Annotated in this window: 13 protein-coding genes; all 13 read right to left on the bottom strand. The window is 61.8% G+C overall.

What is annotated here, in order from left to right; translation table 11 throughout:
* Positions 1-107: 107 nt before the first annotated feature.
* Positions 108-437, bottom strand: a complete 330-nt coding sequence (locus J5M66_RS19920; RefSeq protein WP_207809022.1) for a hypothetical protein — start codon at positions 435-437, stop codon at positions 108-110.
* Positions 434-1,339 (bottom strand): alpha/beta hydrolase, encoded by a 906-nt coding sequence (locus J5M66_RS19915; protein ID WP_130901164.1) that lies wholly within the window; start codon positions 1,337-1,339, stop codon positions 434-436. The genes J5M66_RS19920 and J5M66_RS19915 overlap by 4 nt, the downstream gene beginning before the upstream one ends.
* A 152-nt stretch (positions 1,340-1,491) precedes the next feature.
* Positions 1,492-2,742 (bottom strand): flavohemoglobin expression-modulating QEGLA motif protein, encoded by a 1,251-nt coding sequence (locus tag J5M66_RS19910; protein ID WP_166554750.1) that lies wholly within the window; start codon positions 2,740-2,742, stop codon positions 1,492-1,494.
* Between the two features lie 221 nt (positions 2,743-2,963).
* Positions 2,964-3,677: a TetR family transcriptional regulator gene (locus J5M66_RS19905; RefSeq protein ID WP_016771505.1), complete on the bottom strand. Its 714-nt coding sequence runs from the start codon at positions 3,675-3,677 to the stop codon at positions 2,964-2,966.
* A gap of 105 nt (positions 3,678-3,782) precedes the next feature.
* On the bottom strand, positions 3,783-5,285 hold the full coding sequence (gene lysS, locus J5M66_RS19900) for a lysine--tRNA ligase (protein WP_207809025.1): 1,503 nt from the start codon (positions 5,283-5,285) through the stop codon (positions 3,783-3,785).
* A gap of 79 nt (positions 5,286-5,364) precedes the next feature.
* Positions 5,365-6,460, bottom strand: a protein-coding gene (prfB, locus tag J5M66_RS19895; protein WP_099758102.1) for a peptide chain release factor 2 whose coding sequence is annotated in 2 segments (ribosomal slippage) — positions 5,365-6,387 and positions 6,389-6,460 — 1,095 coding nt in all. Because the reading frame shifts where the segments join, the coding sequence is not laid out codon by codon here.
* Between the two features lie 308 nt (positions 6,461-6,768).
* Positions 6,769-7,770 carry a PleD family two-component system response regulator gene (locus tag J5M66_RS19890; protein WP_207809027.1) on the bottom strand — a complete coding sequence of 334 codons (1,002 nt, stop codon included), beginning with the start codon at positions 7,768-7,770 and terminating at the stop codon, positions 6,769-6,771.
* A gap of 48 nt (positions 7,771-7,818) precedes the next feature.
* On the bottom strand, positions 7,819-8,829 hold the full coding sequence (locus tag J5M66_RS19885) for a chemotaxis response regulator protein-glutamate methylesterase (RefSeq protein WP_110600169.1): 1,011 nt from the start codon (positions 8,827-8,829) through the stop codon (positions 7,819-7,821).
* Complete coding sequence (locus tag J5M66_RS19880) at positions 8,826-11,096, bottom strand: hybrid sensor histidine kinase/response regulator (RefSeq protein WP_207809029.1); 2,271 nt, start codon at positions 11,094-11,096, stop codon at positions 8,826-8,828. The genes J5M66_RS19885 and J5M66_RS19880 overlap by 4 nt, the downstream gene beginning before the upstream one ends.
* On the bottom strand, positions 11,093-11,776 hold the full coding sequence (locus J5M66_RS19875) for a chemotaxis protein CheW (protein ID WP_110600173.1): 684 nt from the start codon (positions 11,774-11,776) through the stop codon (positions 11,093-11,095). The genes J5M66_RS19880 and J5M66_RS19875 overlap by 4 nt, the downstream gene beginning before the upstream one ends.
* The gene (locus tag J5M66_RS19870; protein WP_207809031.1) at positions 11,773-13,047 is read right to left on the bottom strand and encodes a CheR family methyltransferase; all 1,275 of its coding nucleotides are present in this window, start codon (positions 13,045-13,047) and stop codon (positions 11,773-11,775) included. The genes J5M66_RS19875 and J5M66_RS19870 overlap by 4 nt, the downstream gene beginning before the upstream one ends.
* Positions 13,044-13,580 carry a chemotaxis protein CheW gene (locus J5M66_RS19865; RefSeq protein ID WP_110600177.1) on the bottom strand — a complete coding sequence of 179 codons (537 nt, stop codon included), beginning with the start codon at positions 13,578-13,580 and terminating at the stop codon, positions 13,044-13,046. The genes J5M66_RS19870 and J5M66_RS19865 overlap by 4 nt, the downstream gene beginning before the upstream one ends.
* Positions 13,580-15,202 carry a methyl-accepting chemotaxis protein gene (locus J5M66_RS19860; protein ID WP_024011735.1) on the bottom strand — a complete coding sequence of 541 codons (1,623 nt, stop codon included), beginning with the start codon at positions 15,200-15,202 and terminating at the stop codon, positions 13,580-13,582. Before J5M66_RS19860 ends, J5M66_RS19865 begins: the two co-directional genes overlap by 1 nt.
* Positions 15,203-15,449: the final 247 nt, after the last annotated feature.

Below are 15,449 nucleotides of genomic sequence, written 5' to 3'. Positions count from 1 at the left end.
AGATTCCGTGTGGGAGCGAGCCTGCTCGCGAAAGCGGAGTGTCATTCACATCAATGTTGAAGGTGAAACCGTATTCGCGAGCAGGCTCGCTCCCACATTTGATGGGGTTACTGCTCAAGCTTCTGCGGAGTTTCCTCACCCATGCAACGCACAGCTTTCTTCTGCGCATTAACCAGCACCCCGGTCAGGCCTTTCTGTTCGGTATCGAACAGCACCAGCACGCCATCAATGCACTGCGCCACTTGCGGCGCAGGTGTCAGCGAGACTTTGTAGTCCTCGCCCGGCACGGTCTTGAGCATGGTGAATTCGCTGAGCAGCAACGCATCCTCCGGCTTGGCAAAGTGCAGGTAGCCGTAGTACCACAGCGCCCCGACGGTGCCGAGGATGCTGCAGATACCGGTGATGATCAGTGGGATGGCGTTACGTTCTTCACTCATTGCGGACTCTCATCTTCAGAATTCGGGGCTTTCGGATAATTGGGGATTTCGCCGAGGCGGCGCAGGCCGTCGAAGTGTTCGGGGTCGTCGAGATAGCGCAGCATGACCTGACGCCACACCGGGTCGCCGAAGGTCTGCACATGACCACCACGGGTCAGCTGCAACACGCGCGGCGGCGGCGCTGCCTGATACAGGCGAATGCCATTGGCCATCGGCACCAGCGGATCGTCGATGCTGTGGAAGATCAGCTTCGGCACGCCGGTCAGCTGCGCCATCGAGTTGATTGCGCTGTCGCCGTCCGGCACCAACCACGACAGCGGCACTTGCAATGGCCAGGTCAGCCACGAAGTGCTGAGGGCGAATTGGCCGACACTGCGATAACTGGCCGGCACGCCATCCAGTACCAGGGCCTTGAGTTGTTTTTGCCGCTCCGGGTGCTGCGCCAGCCAATGCACCGACATCGCGCCGCCCAGACTCTGCCCGAGCAGCACCAGCGGTTTGCCTTTGACCTCGGGCGCGTTGTCGAGCCAGGCGAACGCGGCGTCGATGTCCTGGTAGATCGCCGGCAGGCTCGGCTTGCCCTCGGACAAACCGTAGCCGCGATAGTCGACCAACAAGACCTGATAGCCGTTCTTCGGCAACCACCAGCTGCCGCCCAGATGCATCGGCAGATTGCCGCCGTTGCCGTGCAGATGCAGGACCGTGCCTTTGACCTCGACGCCAGGTTTGGCCGGCAGCCACCAGGCGTTGAGCTTCAAGCCATCGGCGGTGATCAGGGTGACGGTGCGGTATTCGAGTTTGGCCTTGTCCGGGGTGAAGATCTGGCCCGGTTCCGGGTAGAACAGCAGCGAACTGCAACCACCGAGGGTCAAGAGCAGGCAAAGGATGCCGAGGATTCTCATCCGGTGAAACCTCGCAAAGAAGAGAACTGAACACAAATCAAACCTGTGGGAGCGAGCCTGCTCGCGAAAGCGGTGTATCAGCCGACATCAATGTTGAAGGTGAAATCGCATTCGCGAGCAGGCTCGCTCCCACAAGGGGTTCGGTGGTGGGTCTAGAGGATATTGGAGTAATCCGCCTCAATCCGGTCCAGGCTCAAATGGTTGAGGAAGTTGGAGAAACACATCCACGCCGACAACGCATTCAAGTCCCGGAACTGGTCCGGCAGATATTTCGGCGGCACCACCAGTCCTTCGTCCACCAGTTGGCGCAAGGTCCGCATGTCTTCCAGTGTGGTCTTGCCACAGAACAACAGCGGAATCTGCTCGAGCTTGCCCTTGCGCACGGCCAACTGAATGTAGTTGTAAACCATGATGAAGCCCTTGAGGTAGGACAAGTCTTTGGTGAATGGCAGACCGGTCGGCGTCGAGCCACGGAACACCCGGCTGGCATTGCCGTAGCTTTCGGCCATCTCGAAACCCTGCTCGCGGAAAAATTCGTAGATCTGCAAAAAGTCCGCGCCCTCCTCGACCATATGAATCGCACGGGTGCGGTTAGTCAGTTTGCGCAGGCGACTCGGGTAAGAGGCGAAGGTGATGATTTCCATCAGGATCGCCAGGCCTTCCTGGGTCACCGTCGACGAAGGCGGGCCTTTCGACAGGAAGGTGCAGATCGGCTGATTCAAGCCATTGAGTGTGGTGCCGACGTGCACCAGGCCTTCGTGGACTTCCAATGCACGGACGTCGCGGTCGTTGAACAGCGCGTCGGTGCGGATCTTGATGTAGTCAGCGCCTGCGGCGGCATCCGCGACGATGCCGTCGGATTCGAACACGCGAATGGTTTCTTCGGCCTCACCGAATACCTTGTTCAGTCGGGTTTGCAGCAGATGCACCGCGTCTTTGGCGGTGAGGATTTTCGGCTCGTCCTTCAGATCGCCGCGCCCGTCGATGTTGTTCAGGTAGTCGGACATCATCAGGCCGAGGTCGGCGAGGGTCGGGTCACCGGCGTGGAAGGCATCGGACGCCGCGCCGTACAGCTCCTGCGAGATCAGGCCGAAGTCCTCGGTGCCGCGCGCTTCGAGCATGCGCACCACCATGCGGTATTCCTTGCACATGCGCCGCATGATCTGCCCGACCGGGTTGAACTGGCCGAGCTGGCGGGTGATGTCACGCTCGATGTTCTGGAATTCCAGTTTGACCTGGCTCGAATCGAACGACAGCGGGCGGTTGAGGTAGTAGTCGCGATCCACCGCCGGCATTTCCTTGCCTTTGGCCTTGAGGAAGCCCTTGCGCACGTTGTCGTCCCACTTGACCGCATCGAGCACGCGGATCGGCGTCTGCGCCAGCACAATGCGATCGGACAACATGCGTATCGTCTGCTGGTAATCGTCCACCCGAAACTCCTGTAGAAAACGTGACGTGCTGAAACTCAGTCTTTTGATCGTTCCCACGCTCTGCGTGGGAATGTCGCCCGGGACGCTCCGCGTCCCTTTTTGCTGCGTGACGCAGAGCGTCACAGGATGCATTCCCACGCGGAGCGAGGGAGCGATCATCAACGGCTCGCTCCCACGAGGTGTAGCGTGAAACGCTAGACCGACGCCAGCACCAGGTGCATATACCGCGTCAGAATCCCGAGCATGTCCTCTTCGGCCAGAGGCTCGGCGTCGTTGAGCAGGCCCTGATATTCCATCCGCCCGATAATCGCCGTCAACACCTTGGCATCCTGCTGCGGTTCACGCGAGCCCAGTACCTGGAACAACTGGCAGGTGCCCTGCAGCAGAATCTGCTGGTGCGAGCGCACCAGAATGGCCAGACGCGGGTTGAGCAGCGCTTCCTGGCGGAACGCCTGCTCGGCCATCAGATGCTCGCGCCGATTGATCAATTGCCGGTGCACGTAATCGGCCATCAGCCGCGCGATGTCATCGGCCAGTTGCGAGCGCGACTCCGGGCTGCCGTCGGCGCTGACCACCATTTCGCGCAACAGACCCTCGTTATTGATCCACAACTTGGCCATGTACGCCGCGCTGCGTTCAACGTATTGGGCGAAGGTATCGGTGAGCAGGTCATCGATGTCCTTGAAGTAATACGTGGTCGCCGACAGCGGCACGCCGGCCTCCGCCGCGACCGCACGATGGCGCACGGCACGCACGCCGTCGCGCACGACAATGCGCATCGCGGCGTCGAGAATGTCCTGGCGACGCTGCTCACTGCCCTGTCGGCTGGCCTTGCGGCCCTGGTACTGAACACTTTCAGCGACCGCAGTGGCGATACCCGCTGCACCTTCTTGAGCTAATGCACCCATCACGACAGCACTTCCTCTACTAATGCCAAATTAACCAATTGATACATTTGTACCAGACAGGCAATAAAAAGCCGCCTGTTTTAGGCGGCTTTTTAACTGAAACGTTTACGCTTGCGGTCGCATGTGCGGGAACAGGATCACATCGCGGATCGACGGCGAGTTGGTGAGCAACATCACCAGACGATCGATGCCGATACCTTCGCCGGCGGTTGGCGGCATGCCGTACTCCAGCGCACGGACGAAGTCGGCGTCGTAGTGCATGGCTTCGTCGTCGCCGGCGTCCTTGTCGGCCACCTGCGCCATGAAGCGCTCGGCCTGGTCTTCGGCGTCGTTCAACTCGGAGTAGGCGTTGGCGATTTCACGACCACCAATGAACAGCTCGAAGCGGTCGGTGACGTTCGGGTTCTCGTCGTTACGACGGGCCAGCGGCGACACTTCGAACGGGTACTGAGTGATGAAGTGCGGCTGCTCCAGCTTGTGCTCGACCAGTTCTTCGAAAATCATCACCTGCAATTTGCCCAGCCCCTCGAAGCCCAGCACCTTGGCGCCGGCCTTCTTGGCGATGGCGCGAGCCTTGTCGATGTCGTTCAGATCATCGGCAGTCAGCTCAGGGTTGTACTTGAGGATCGAGTCGAACACTGACAGACGCACGAACGGCTCGCCGAAGTGGAACACCTTGTCGCCGTACGGCACGTCGGTGCTGCCCAGTACCAGCTGCGCCAGCTCGCGGAACAGTTCTTCGGTCAGGTCCATGTTGTCTTCGTAATCGGCGTACGCCTGATAGAACTCCAACATGGTGAACTCAGGGTTGTGACGAGTCGAAACGCCTTCGTTACGGAAGTTGCGGTTGATCTCGAAGACCTTTTCAAAACCGCCAACCACCAGACGCTTCAGATACAGCTCTGGTGCGATACGCAGGAACATTTCCATGTCCAGCGCGTTGTGGTGAGTTTCGAACGGCTTGGCTGCGGCGCCGCCGGGAATGGTCTGCAGCATCGGCGTTTCGACTTCGAGGAAGTCGCGCTTCATCAGGAAGCTGCGGATGTGCGCGATCACTTGCGAACGCACGCGGAAGGTCTGGCGCACGTCTTCGTTGACGATCAGGTCGACGTAACGCTGGCGGTAGCGCTGTTCGGTGTCGGTCAGGCCGTGGTGCTTGTCCGGCAGCGGGCGCAGCGACTTGGTCAGCAGGCGCACGTTGGTCATTTCAACGTACAGGTCGCCCTTGCCGGAACGCGCCAGGGTGCCTTCGGCGGCAATGATGTCGCCCATGTCCCAGGTTTTCACCTCGGCCAGGGTATCTTCGGACAGCGTCTTGCGGTTGACGTAGACCTGAATGCGTCCGGTCATGTCCTGGATCACCATGAACGAGCCACGGTTGAGCATGATGCGACCGGCAACCTTGACCGGGATTGCAGCCTCTGCCAGCTCTTCCTTGGTCTTGTCCGCGTACTGTTTCTGCAAGGCATCGCAGTAGTTGTCGCGGCGGAAGTCGTTCGGGAAGGCATTGCCCTTGGCGCGCTCGGCAGCAAGCTTTTCCTTGCGCAGGGCGATCAGGGAGTTTTCTTCCTGTTGCAGGGCTTGCGGGTCGAGTTGTAGGTCGCTCATGTCTTTAAGTATTCCATCAGGTTCGTTGCCCCCAGCCTTCGGCTGGGGATCGCGGGCGAGCCCGCTCCCACAGAGGGTGTTACAGGCCGGATTTCAGGCTGGCTTCCAGATACTCGTCGATGTCGCCGTCGAGCACCTTGTCGCAATCGCTGCGTTCGATGTTGGTACGCAGATCCTTGATCCGCGAGGCATCGAGCACGTAAGAGCGGATCTGGTGACCCCAGCCGATGTCCGACTTGGTGTCTTCCAGCGCCTGCGAGGCCGCATTGCGCTTCTGCATTTCCTGCTCGTACAACTTGGCCCGCAGCATTTTCATCGCGGTGTCCTTGTTGGCGTGCTGGGAGCGCTCGTTCTGGCAGCTGACCACGGTGTTGGTCGGTACGTGGGTGATACGTACGGCCGAGTCGGTGGTGTTTACGTGCTGACCACCGGCACCGGAGGAACGATAGGTGTCGATCCGCAGGTCTGCCGGGTTGATTTCGATTTCCACCTTGTCATCGATCTCTGGCGAGACGAAAACCGCGGAAAACGAGGTGTGACGACGGTTGCCGGAGTCGAACGGGCTCTTGCGCACCAGACGGTGCACGCCGATCTCGGTACGCAGCCAGCCAAAGGCGTATTCGCCCTTGATGTGCACGGTCGCGCCCTTGATCCCGGCGACTTCACCGGCGGACAGTTCCATGATGGTCGCGTCGAAACCGCGTTTGTCGGCCCAGCGCAGGTACATGCGCAACAGGATGTTGGCCCAGTCCTGCGCTTCGGTACCGCCGGAACCGGCCTGGATGTCCAGGTAGGCGTTGTTCGGGTCCATTTCATGGCTGAACATGCGGCGGAATTCCAGCTTGGCCAGATTTTCCTCGAGACGAGCCAGCTCGGCGACGACATCGCCCACTGCGCCTTCGTCGTTCTCTTCGACGGCCATGTCCAGCAGGTCGCGGCAATCGGCCAGACCGCCGTTCAGTTCGTCGAGGGTGTCGACGATCTGCGCCAGCGCGGCACGCTCGCGGCCCAGCTCCTGGGCGTATTCAGGTTTGTTCCAGACACTCGGATCTTCAAGCTCGCGGTTGACCTCGGTCAGACGCTCATGCTTTTGATCGTAGTCAAAGATACCCCCGAATAGTTTCGGAGCGCTCGGACAGGTCCTTGATGGTGTTCAGGATCGGGTTGATTTCCATGACGGGCAGCACTCGTTGGCGAACTTTTGAAAGCCGGCGAGTATAACGTAAACAGGCTGTCGCGGCAGCCCGTCTGGCGGTGAATGGGCCGAGATTGCTGCCCTCACCCTAGCCCTCTCCCGGAGGGAGAGGGGACCGATCGGGGGATATTTGAAACATACGCCGAAATAGAATGGCTTCGCCGAATCCGTGATCGCCAAGCCTGAAGATCCACAATCGCTGCGATCTCTCAGGTCGATGTCTGGCCCGAGACACCTCGGTCGGCCCCCTCTCCCTCCGGGAGAGGGCTGGGGTGAGGGCATCGGCCGTTACTCGATCCCGACCTGATTGCGCCCATTGTTCTTGGCCAGATACAACCCGCGATCCGCCGCCGAAATCAGCAGCCGGCAGTCACTCCCCGCCTGGGGCACCATGGTCGCCAGACCAATGCTGATGGTCAGACTGGAGCCCTCGTCCGGTGTGTTGTGCGGAATCTTCAACGCCGCCACAGTCTGGCGCAGTTTTTCGGCCAACAGCCGCGCGCCGCCCGGCGAGGTGTTCGGCAGCACCAGCACAAACTCCTCGCCGCCGTAACGCGCCGGCAGATCCGACGGTCGCGAGCTGGCGTCACGGATGGCTGCGGCGACCTTGCGCAACGCTTCATCGCCTTCAACGTGGCCAAAACTGTCGTTGTAAGACTTGAAGTAATCGACGTCGATCATCAGCAGTGAAAGCTGCGTCTGATCGCGCAGCGAACGGCGCCACTCCAGTTCCAGGTACTCGTCAAAGTGACGACGGTTGGACAGCCCGGTCAGGCCATCGGAGTTCATCAGCCGTTGCAGCACCAGATTGGTGTCGAGCAACTGCTGCTGGCTGACCCGCAACGCACGGTACGCGGCGTCGCGTTGCAGCAATGTCATGTAGGAACGCGAGTGGTAGCGAATGCGCGCGACCAGTTCGATGGTGTCCGGCAGCTTCACCAGATAGTCGTTGGCGCCAGCGGAAAACGCCGCGCTCTTGATCAGCGGGTCTTCCTTGGTCGAGAGGACGATGATCGGGATGTCCTTGGTCGCCGGATGATTGCGGTATTCGCGCACCAGGCTCAGGCCATCGAGGCCGGGCATCACCAGATCCTGCAGGATCACCGTCGGCTTGATCCGCACCGCCTGGGCGATGGCCTGCTGCGGGTCGGAGCAGAAGTGGAAGTCGATGTTTTCCTGATTCGACAGCCCACGGCGCACCGCTTCGCCGATCATCGCCTGATCATCCACCAACAACACCATGGCGGCGTTCTCGTCGGTTTTAATGTCGTCGATCTGTAAATCATTCATGAGCGGTCACCTGAGTACTGCGGGGGCCTGGATTGCCGATCAACCTGTTCATTTGGGGAAAATCTCCAGCAATCGTGGCGCTATCTTTTCCAGCGGGCGGATTTCCACCGCGGCATCGATCGCCGCGGCAGCCTTGGGCATGCCGTACACCGCACTGCTGTGCTGATCCTGGGCGATGGTCAAATAACCCTGCTGGCGCATGAGCTTAAGCCCTTGCGCGCCATCGCGCCCCATCCCGGTCAATAAAACCCCGACGGCGTCACCGTTCCAGTAACTGGCGACGCTCTCGAAAAACACGTCGATCGAGGGGCGATAGATCTCGTTGACCGGTTCGGCGGTGTAGGCCAGCGTGCCGTTTTTCAACAGGCGAATATGGTGATTGGTCCCGGCCAGCAGCACCGCGCCACTTTGCGGCGGCTCGCCTTCACGGGCCAGACGCACATCGAGGCCGCTGGCGCTGGCCAGCCATTCGGCCATGCCGGCGGCGAACACCTGATCGACATGCTGCACCAGCACGATCGCGGCGGGAAAATCCTTCGGCAGGCCTTTGAGCAACACTTCCAGCGCCGCCGGCCCACCGGCAGACGAACCGATCGCCACCAGCCGCTGACGTGACGGCGAACTGCGCGGCGAACTCGGCGCCGGGCGCGCACGTGGCGCCTTGTCGCCGATCAGCCAGCCGATGTTGAGGATCTTGCGCAACAACGGCGCCGCCGCTTCCTGGGCATTGCCGGCGCCAATGGCCGGCGTGTCGACCACGTCCAGCGCGCCGTGGCCCATGGCCTCGAACACGCGGTGCACGTTCTGTTGACGATCTACGGTAACGATGACAATCGCGCACGGCGTCTCGGCCATGATCCGCCGCGTGGCTTCGACGCCGTCCATGATCGGCATGATCAGGTCCATCAGAATCAGATCCGGGGTGTATTCGGCGCAGCGTTGCACCGCCTCGGCGCCGTTGCTGGCGACCCAGATCACCTGATGCGCCGGCTCGAAGGCCAACGCTCGGCGCAGAGCCTCCACCGCCAGGGGCATGTCGTTGACGATTGCGATCCTCATGTCCGCGCTCCTCCGATGAGCTCGACCACTGCATCGAGCAGGGCGTCGTCATGAAAACTGGCTTTGGCTAGATAATAGTCGGCGCCGGCATCCAGTCCACGGCGGCGGTCTTCTTCGCGATCCTTGTACGACACGACCATCACCGGCAGCGATTGCAGACGGTTGTCGCGGCGCAGCAGCGTGACCAGCTCGATGCCGTCCATGCGCGGCATGTCGATGTCGGTGATCAGCAGATCGAAGTTCTCCGAACGCAGCGCATTCCAGCCGTCCATGCCGTCCACCGCCACCGCGACGTCGTAGCCACGATTGAGCAGCAGTTTGCGTTGCAGCTCGCGCACGGTCAGCGAATCGTCGACCACCAAGACTCGCTTGCGCGCCGCTTCGGCAGCTTGATTGCCGTGGCGGGCAATGCGCTCCAGGCGCCCGGTATTGAGCAGTTTGTCCACCGAACGCAGCATGTCTTCGACATCGACGATCAGCACCACCGAACCATCATCGAGCAAGGCCCCGGCGGAGATGTCCTGAACCTTGCCCAGACGCTCGTCCAGCGGCAACACCACCAGCGTGCGCTCACCCACGAAACGCTCGACCGCCACCCCGTAAATCGCCTCGCGCTCGCGTATCACCACGACTTTCAGGGTAGCGCCATCGTTCTGACTGGCCGGGCGATTGAGCAACTGGCTGGCCGCGACCAGCCCGACATGCTGGCCTTCGTGCCAGAAATGCTGACGCCCCTCGACCTGCACAATGTCTTCCGGCGCCAGATCGCACATGCGTTCGATGTGCGCCAGCGGGAACGCGTAAGCCTCTTCACCGACTTCCACCACCAGACTGCGCACCACCGAAAGCGTCAACGGCACCTCCAGATGGAAACGGCTGCCCTCGCCCGCCGTCTGCTCCAGCACCACGGCCCCGCGCAATTGGCGGACCATATGCTGAACAGCGTCCAGGCCGACGCCACGCCCGGACACTTCGGTAACCTTGTCGCGCAGGCTGAATCCCGGCAGAAACAGGAAGGTCAGCAGTTCTTCTTCGCTCAATTGCGCTGCGGTTTCGGCTGGGGATAACTGCCGTTCGACGATGCTGCGGCGGACTTTCTCCAGATCGACGCCACCGCCGTCATCGCTCAATTCCAGCACCAGCAAACCGGCCTGATGGGAAGCGCGCAGGCGAATAAGGCCCTCTTCCGGCTTGCCCTTGAGCAGGCGTTGTTCCGGGGATTCGATGCCGTGATCGACGGCGTTGCGCAGCAAATGAGTCAGCGGCGCTTCGAGCTTTTCCAGCACATCGCGATCGACCTGGGTTTTCTCGCCTTCGATCTCCAGGCGCACCTGCTTGCCGAGGCTGCGACCGAGGTCGCGAACCATGCGCGCCTGCCCGCTCAACACGTCGGCGAACGGGCGCATGCGACAGGCCAGCGCGGTGTCATAGAGCACTTGCGCGCGCTGACTGGCCTGCCAGGCGAATTCGTCGAGTTCGGCGTTTTTCTCGCTGAGCAGTTGCTGCGACTCGGCGAGCAAACGTCGCGCATCTTCCAGCGACTCGAGCGCTTCCAGGCTCAGCGCATGCTCCTTCAGGTGCACATTGAGATTTTCCAGTGCGCGCAGGCCGTTGTTCTGCATGCGTTTGAGGCGCTGCATGGTCGCCAGGTGCGGCTTGAGACGCTGGGTTTCCACCAGCGATTTGCTCGACAGATCGAGCAGGCTGTTCAGGCGCTCGGCGGTAACGCGCAAGACGCGCTCGCCGCTCTCGGTGGTGCGTTTGTTTTTGTGCGGAGTCGGCTCGGCGGGCTCGTCCATGATCGGCGCTGTCGCTGTTGGCGCTGGCTCGATCGACAACTCGGCCATCGGCGGCGTGGCAACCACAGCGGCTGGCGCCGACGGATCGAGCAAACGTCCCATCAGCGTCACGTAGGCTTCAATGTCAGCAGGTTGCGGCGCATTGGCCGGCGTGGCGATGCGCATCAGCAGGTCGGTGCCCTGCAACAACGCGTCGATGTGCTCGGGACGCAGCAACAAACGGCCTTCCTGGGCGCTGACCAGGCAATCTTCCATGACGTGGGCGACGCTGACGCCGCTGTCGATACCAACGATCCGCGCCGCACCTTTGAGCGAGTGCGCCGCGCGCATGCACGACTCCAGTTGATCGGCCTGGGTCGGATTGCGCTCCAGCGCCAGCAGCCCGGCGCTGAGCACATGGGTCTGGGCTTCGGCTTCGAGGCTGAACAGCTCGAGCAGAGAGGCGTCGCGCATTTGCTCGGGGGTCATGTCAGGCTCCGGGTCACGGCGGACAACAGCTGTTCTTCGTCCAGCCAGCGCAGGCTGCGACCGCGATATTGCAGAACGCCACGGGTGTACTTGGCACTGGCCTGCGCACCGGACTGTGAAGCAGCATCGAGGATGCGTTCGTCGATGGCATGAATGCCGTCGACCTCGTCCACCGGCACCACCACCGGCCCGCCATGGGCAGCGATGATCAGCATGCGCGGCATGACTCGCCCGCCGCTGGCCGGCGCAACGCTGGCGCCGAGGTCGAGCAGTTCCACCAGCGACAGGCACGCGACCAGCGCGCCACGGACATTGGCCACGCCGAGCAAGGCCCGCGAGCGCTGGTGCGGCAGCGAATGTATCGCCTGCAACGGCGCAACTTCGACAAGCGTGCGCGTGGCCAGTCCGAGCCATTCCTCGCCGAGGCGAAACATCAGCAGCGAGCGGGTCTTGACGTCGATTTCGACTTTGCTGACCACTGCTTCGCGCTGGTCCTGCTGCAACGAATAGCGGTCGAGCAGGCGTGTGGCGGCGGCGGAATACACCGAGCAGTTGCGGCAGTGAATATGCTCTTCCAGCAACGGGCAGGACTTGTCGCCATGAATGCCGATGCGGTTCCAGCAATCGTCGATGGCGCGGGCGTCTTCGTGGGTGACGTTCAAGGTGTCGGACGCGCTCATCGTTTACGCTCACTGTCGGCGGTGCGCCCGCTGCGGGCGGCGCGCTCCTGCAATCGTCGGGCACCCGCCGTGTCGCCCTGAGCCTGCAGCAACGCGGCCAGGTGCATCAGCGCTTCGGGATGTTGCGGTTCGAGGTACAAGGCCTTGCGATAAAAACCCTGGGCCTCGAGGCTCAGGCAGGCGACATCGCTGAGCAGCCCGAGCCAGTAGAACACCTGCGCCACCGGCTCATGGCTGCGCAGATAGTGTTCGCACGCGGCACGGGCCTCGGCGCTTTTGCCTTCGTTGGCCAGTGCAGCGATTTGCGCCAGCAGCGTCGCGGCGTCGGGGTTGGCAGTTTTTTTCGTCACCGGCAAAGGCGTCACGGCAGCGAACGGCCGATTGCGCACTGGCGCTGGCGACGGCGCGCTGCGCATTGGTTGGCTGGCCGGCACGGCGACCGGTTTGGGCGTCGGCAGCGGTTCGGGGTGCGGCTCGCTATGACGGCTGAAAGCGAACGACTGCGGGATGCCGATCGAGCGCATGCCCAAACGCCCGAGCAGACTGCCCTCCGCCGGGCCGATAAACAGCACGCCGTCAACATGGGTCAGGCGCTTGAGCACTTCGAACACCTGCTTTTGCGTCGACTGGTCGAAGTAGATCAGCAGGTTGCGGCAGAACACGAAATCGAAGGCTGGCTCGCTCGCCAACAGTGTCGGATCGAGGACATTGCCGACTTGCCAGCGCACCTGTTCGCGAACGTATTCGTTGACCCGGTGGCCGTCCTGCTCAGGCATGAAATGCCGATCGCGAAATTGCAGATCCTGCCCGCGAAACGAATTCTTGCCGTAAACAGCACGGCGCGCCTTGTCCACCGACAACGGGCTGATGTCCATGCCGTCGACCTTGAACTGATGCGGCTTGAGCCCGGCATCAAGCAGGGCCATGGCGATCGAATAGGGTTCTTCGCCGGTCGAGCACGGCAGGCTGAGGATGCGCAACGCGCGCATGTTGTTCAGCTCGGCGAGACGCTGACGGGCCAGTTTGCCCAAGGTGGCGAAGGATTCCGGGTAACGGAAAAACCATGTTTCCGGAACGATCACCGCTTCGATCAGCGCCTGCTGTTCATCCCGCGAGCCTTGCAACAGCTGCCAGTATTCGTCGGCGTGGGCGGCTTGGGACAACGTGGTGCGCTGGCGCACGGCACGCTCGATGATCGCCGCGCCCACCGACGCGACATCGAGGCCGATGCGTTCCTTGAGGAAATCGAAAAAGCGCTGCTCACTGCTCATGGCTGCGCCTCAAGCTGCGCCGGATCACGCGGCGGATCGGGGAACAGCAAGCTGCGCACGGCGTCATCGAGCAAGTCATTGACCCGCACCCATTGCAGCAATCCCTGCGCATCTTCGCGCACCGGGCCGAGGTACGGCGCCTCGCGGTTATCGAGGCCGTAGGGCTGGAAATCTTGCGGATGACAGCGCAGCGTGTCGGTGGCCTGCTCAAGAATCAGCCCGAGCCATTGCGCTGCTTGCGCTTGATCCGGCTGATAATTGACCAGCACCAGCCGCGTGCTGGTGCGCGCCTCGGCGGGTCGGCCGAAAGTCAGCGCGCTGAGATCGATCACCGGCACCACCGCCCCGCGATAGGCGAACACCCCGGCCACCCAGTGCGGCGCCCGGGCAATCGGCTTCAACGGCAGGCGCGGCAGCACTTCGGCCACTTCGGTGGCGCGCAAAGCATAGCGCTCGCTGCCGATGCGAAACAGCAGAAACAGCGCCTGCTTCGCCACTGGCGCGGCGCCACGCTTGGCGATGATTTCGCTCATCAGACCTTGAATCGCGAAACGCCGCTGCGCAGGCCGACGGCCACCTGGCTCAGTTCGTCGATAGCGAAACTGGCCTGACGCAGCGACTCGACGGTCTGGCTGCTGGCATCGCCCAGCTGCACCAGCGCATGGTTGATCTGCTCGGCGCCAGTGGCCTGGGCCTGCATGCCTTCGTTGACCATCAGCACGCGCGGCGCCAGTGCCTGCACCTGATGGATGATCTGCGACAGCTGCTCGCCGACCTGCTGCACTTCCGACATGCCGCGGCGTACTTCTTCGGAAAACTTGTCCATGCCCATCACCCCGGCCGACACCGCCGACTGGATCTCGCGAACCATCTGTTCGATGTCGTAGGTGGCCACGGCGGTCTGATCGGCCAGACGCCGGACTTCGGTGGCGACTACGGCAAACCCGCGACCGTACTCGCCGGCCTTCTCGGCTTCGATCGCCGCGTTGAGCGACAGCAGGTTGGTCTGGTCGGCCACCTTGACGATGGTCACCACCACCTGATTGATGTTGCCGGCCTTCTCGTTGAGGATCGCCAGTTTGGCGTTGACCAGATCCGCCGCGCCCATGACCGAGTGCATGGTGTCTTCCATGCGCGCCAGGCCTTGCTGGCCGGAGCCGGCGAGTACCGAGGCCTGATCGGCAGCGGTGGACACTTCGGTCATGGTGCGCACCAGATCCCGCGAGGTCGCGGCGATTTCGCGAGAGGTTGCGCCGATTTCGGTGGTGGTCGCTGCGGTTTCGGTGGCGGTGGCTTGTTGCTGCTTGGACGTGGCAGCGATTTCGGTCACCGAGGTGGTCACCTGCACCGAGGAGCGCTGGGCTTGGGATACCAGCGACGTCAGCTCGGTCATCATGTCGTTGAAGCCGGTTTCGACTGCGCCGAACTCGTCCTTGCGATCAAGGTTCAGGCGCGAACTCAGATCACCGGTGCGCATGATGTCGAGGATGGTCACGATGCGGTTCATCGGCGCCATGATCGCGCGCATCAGCAGCAGACCACATAGGCCGGCGGCCAGCACCGCGACCAGCAGGGAAATGACCATGCTGACTTTGGCCGTTGCCACCGCGTCGTCGATGTTGGCCATGGCGGTATCGGCAACAACTTTGTTCTCGCCAATGATGTCGTTGAGCTTCATGCGCCCGGTGTACCACGCCGGGGTCAGCTTCTCGTTGAACAGCTTGATGGCATCGGCTTCCAGATTGCGCTTGTGCAGGTCCAGCACGGCATCCTGAATCTGCATGTAGGTATCGTGGTACTTCTCGAACAGGGCGAATTCGGAACGGTCTTCATCGGTGGCCATGGTCTTGCGATAGTTGGCCATCTGCTCTTGCAGACGCGCCTCGAACGCCTTGTAGTCGGCAGCGTCTTCACTGGAAACGCCTTGGCCATCCTTGAGGCCGAGCAGCTCCTGGGTCTGCAAATAACTGTCGACCCAAGCGCCGCGAATCATCGAGCTGTAATAGACGCCGGGGATGGCATCGTCGCGCACGCTGTTTTCACTGGCCTCGATCTTCAACAACCGCGAGTAGGACAGCACCACCATCAACAGCATGATGGCGATAATCACCGCAAAGCTCGCCAAAATGCGTTGGCGCAACGTCCAGTTCTTCACAGTGAATCCTCGTGCCTGATCGAAATGCGGGGAGTATAGCCGAGCGCGGTGTTTCATTTATAAGACGCTTTCGCTGGCAGCACTGTCCCTGGGGGAGCGAGCCTGCTCGCGAAGCAGTCACCTCGGTCCCGGCAAATGCCCAACTGCGCAAGAAGTTGCGCAGTTGGTCGTAATATTTCAGGGCCTAAATCCCCTGTAGCCCAAGCGGCGCAAGCCCTGCAGCCAAGTGCGCAAGAAGTTGCGCAGT

Source organism: Pseudomonas sp. 67(2021), assembly GCF_017491835.1.
In the GTDB taxonomy this organism is placed as follows: domain Bacteria; phylum Pseudomonadota; class Gammaproteobacteria; order Pseudomonadales; family Pseudomonadaceae; genus Aquipseudomonas; species Aquipseudomonas atacamensis.
This window is presented reverse-complemented; position numbering and strand designations above follow the sequence as displayed.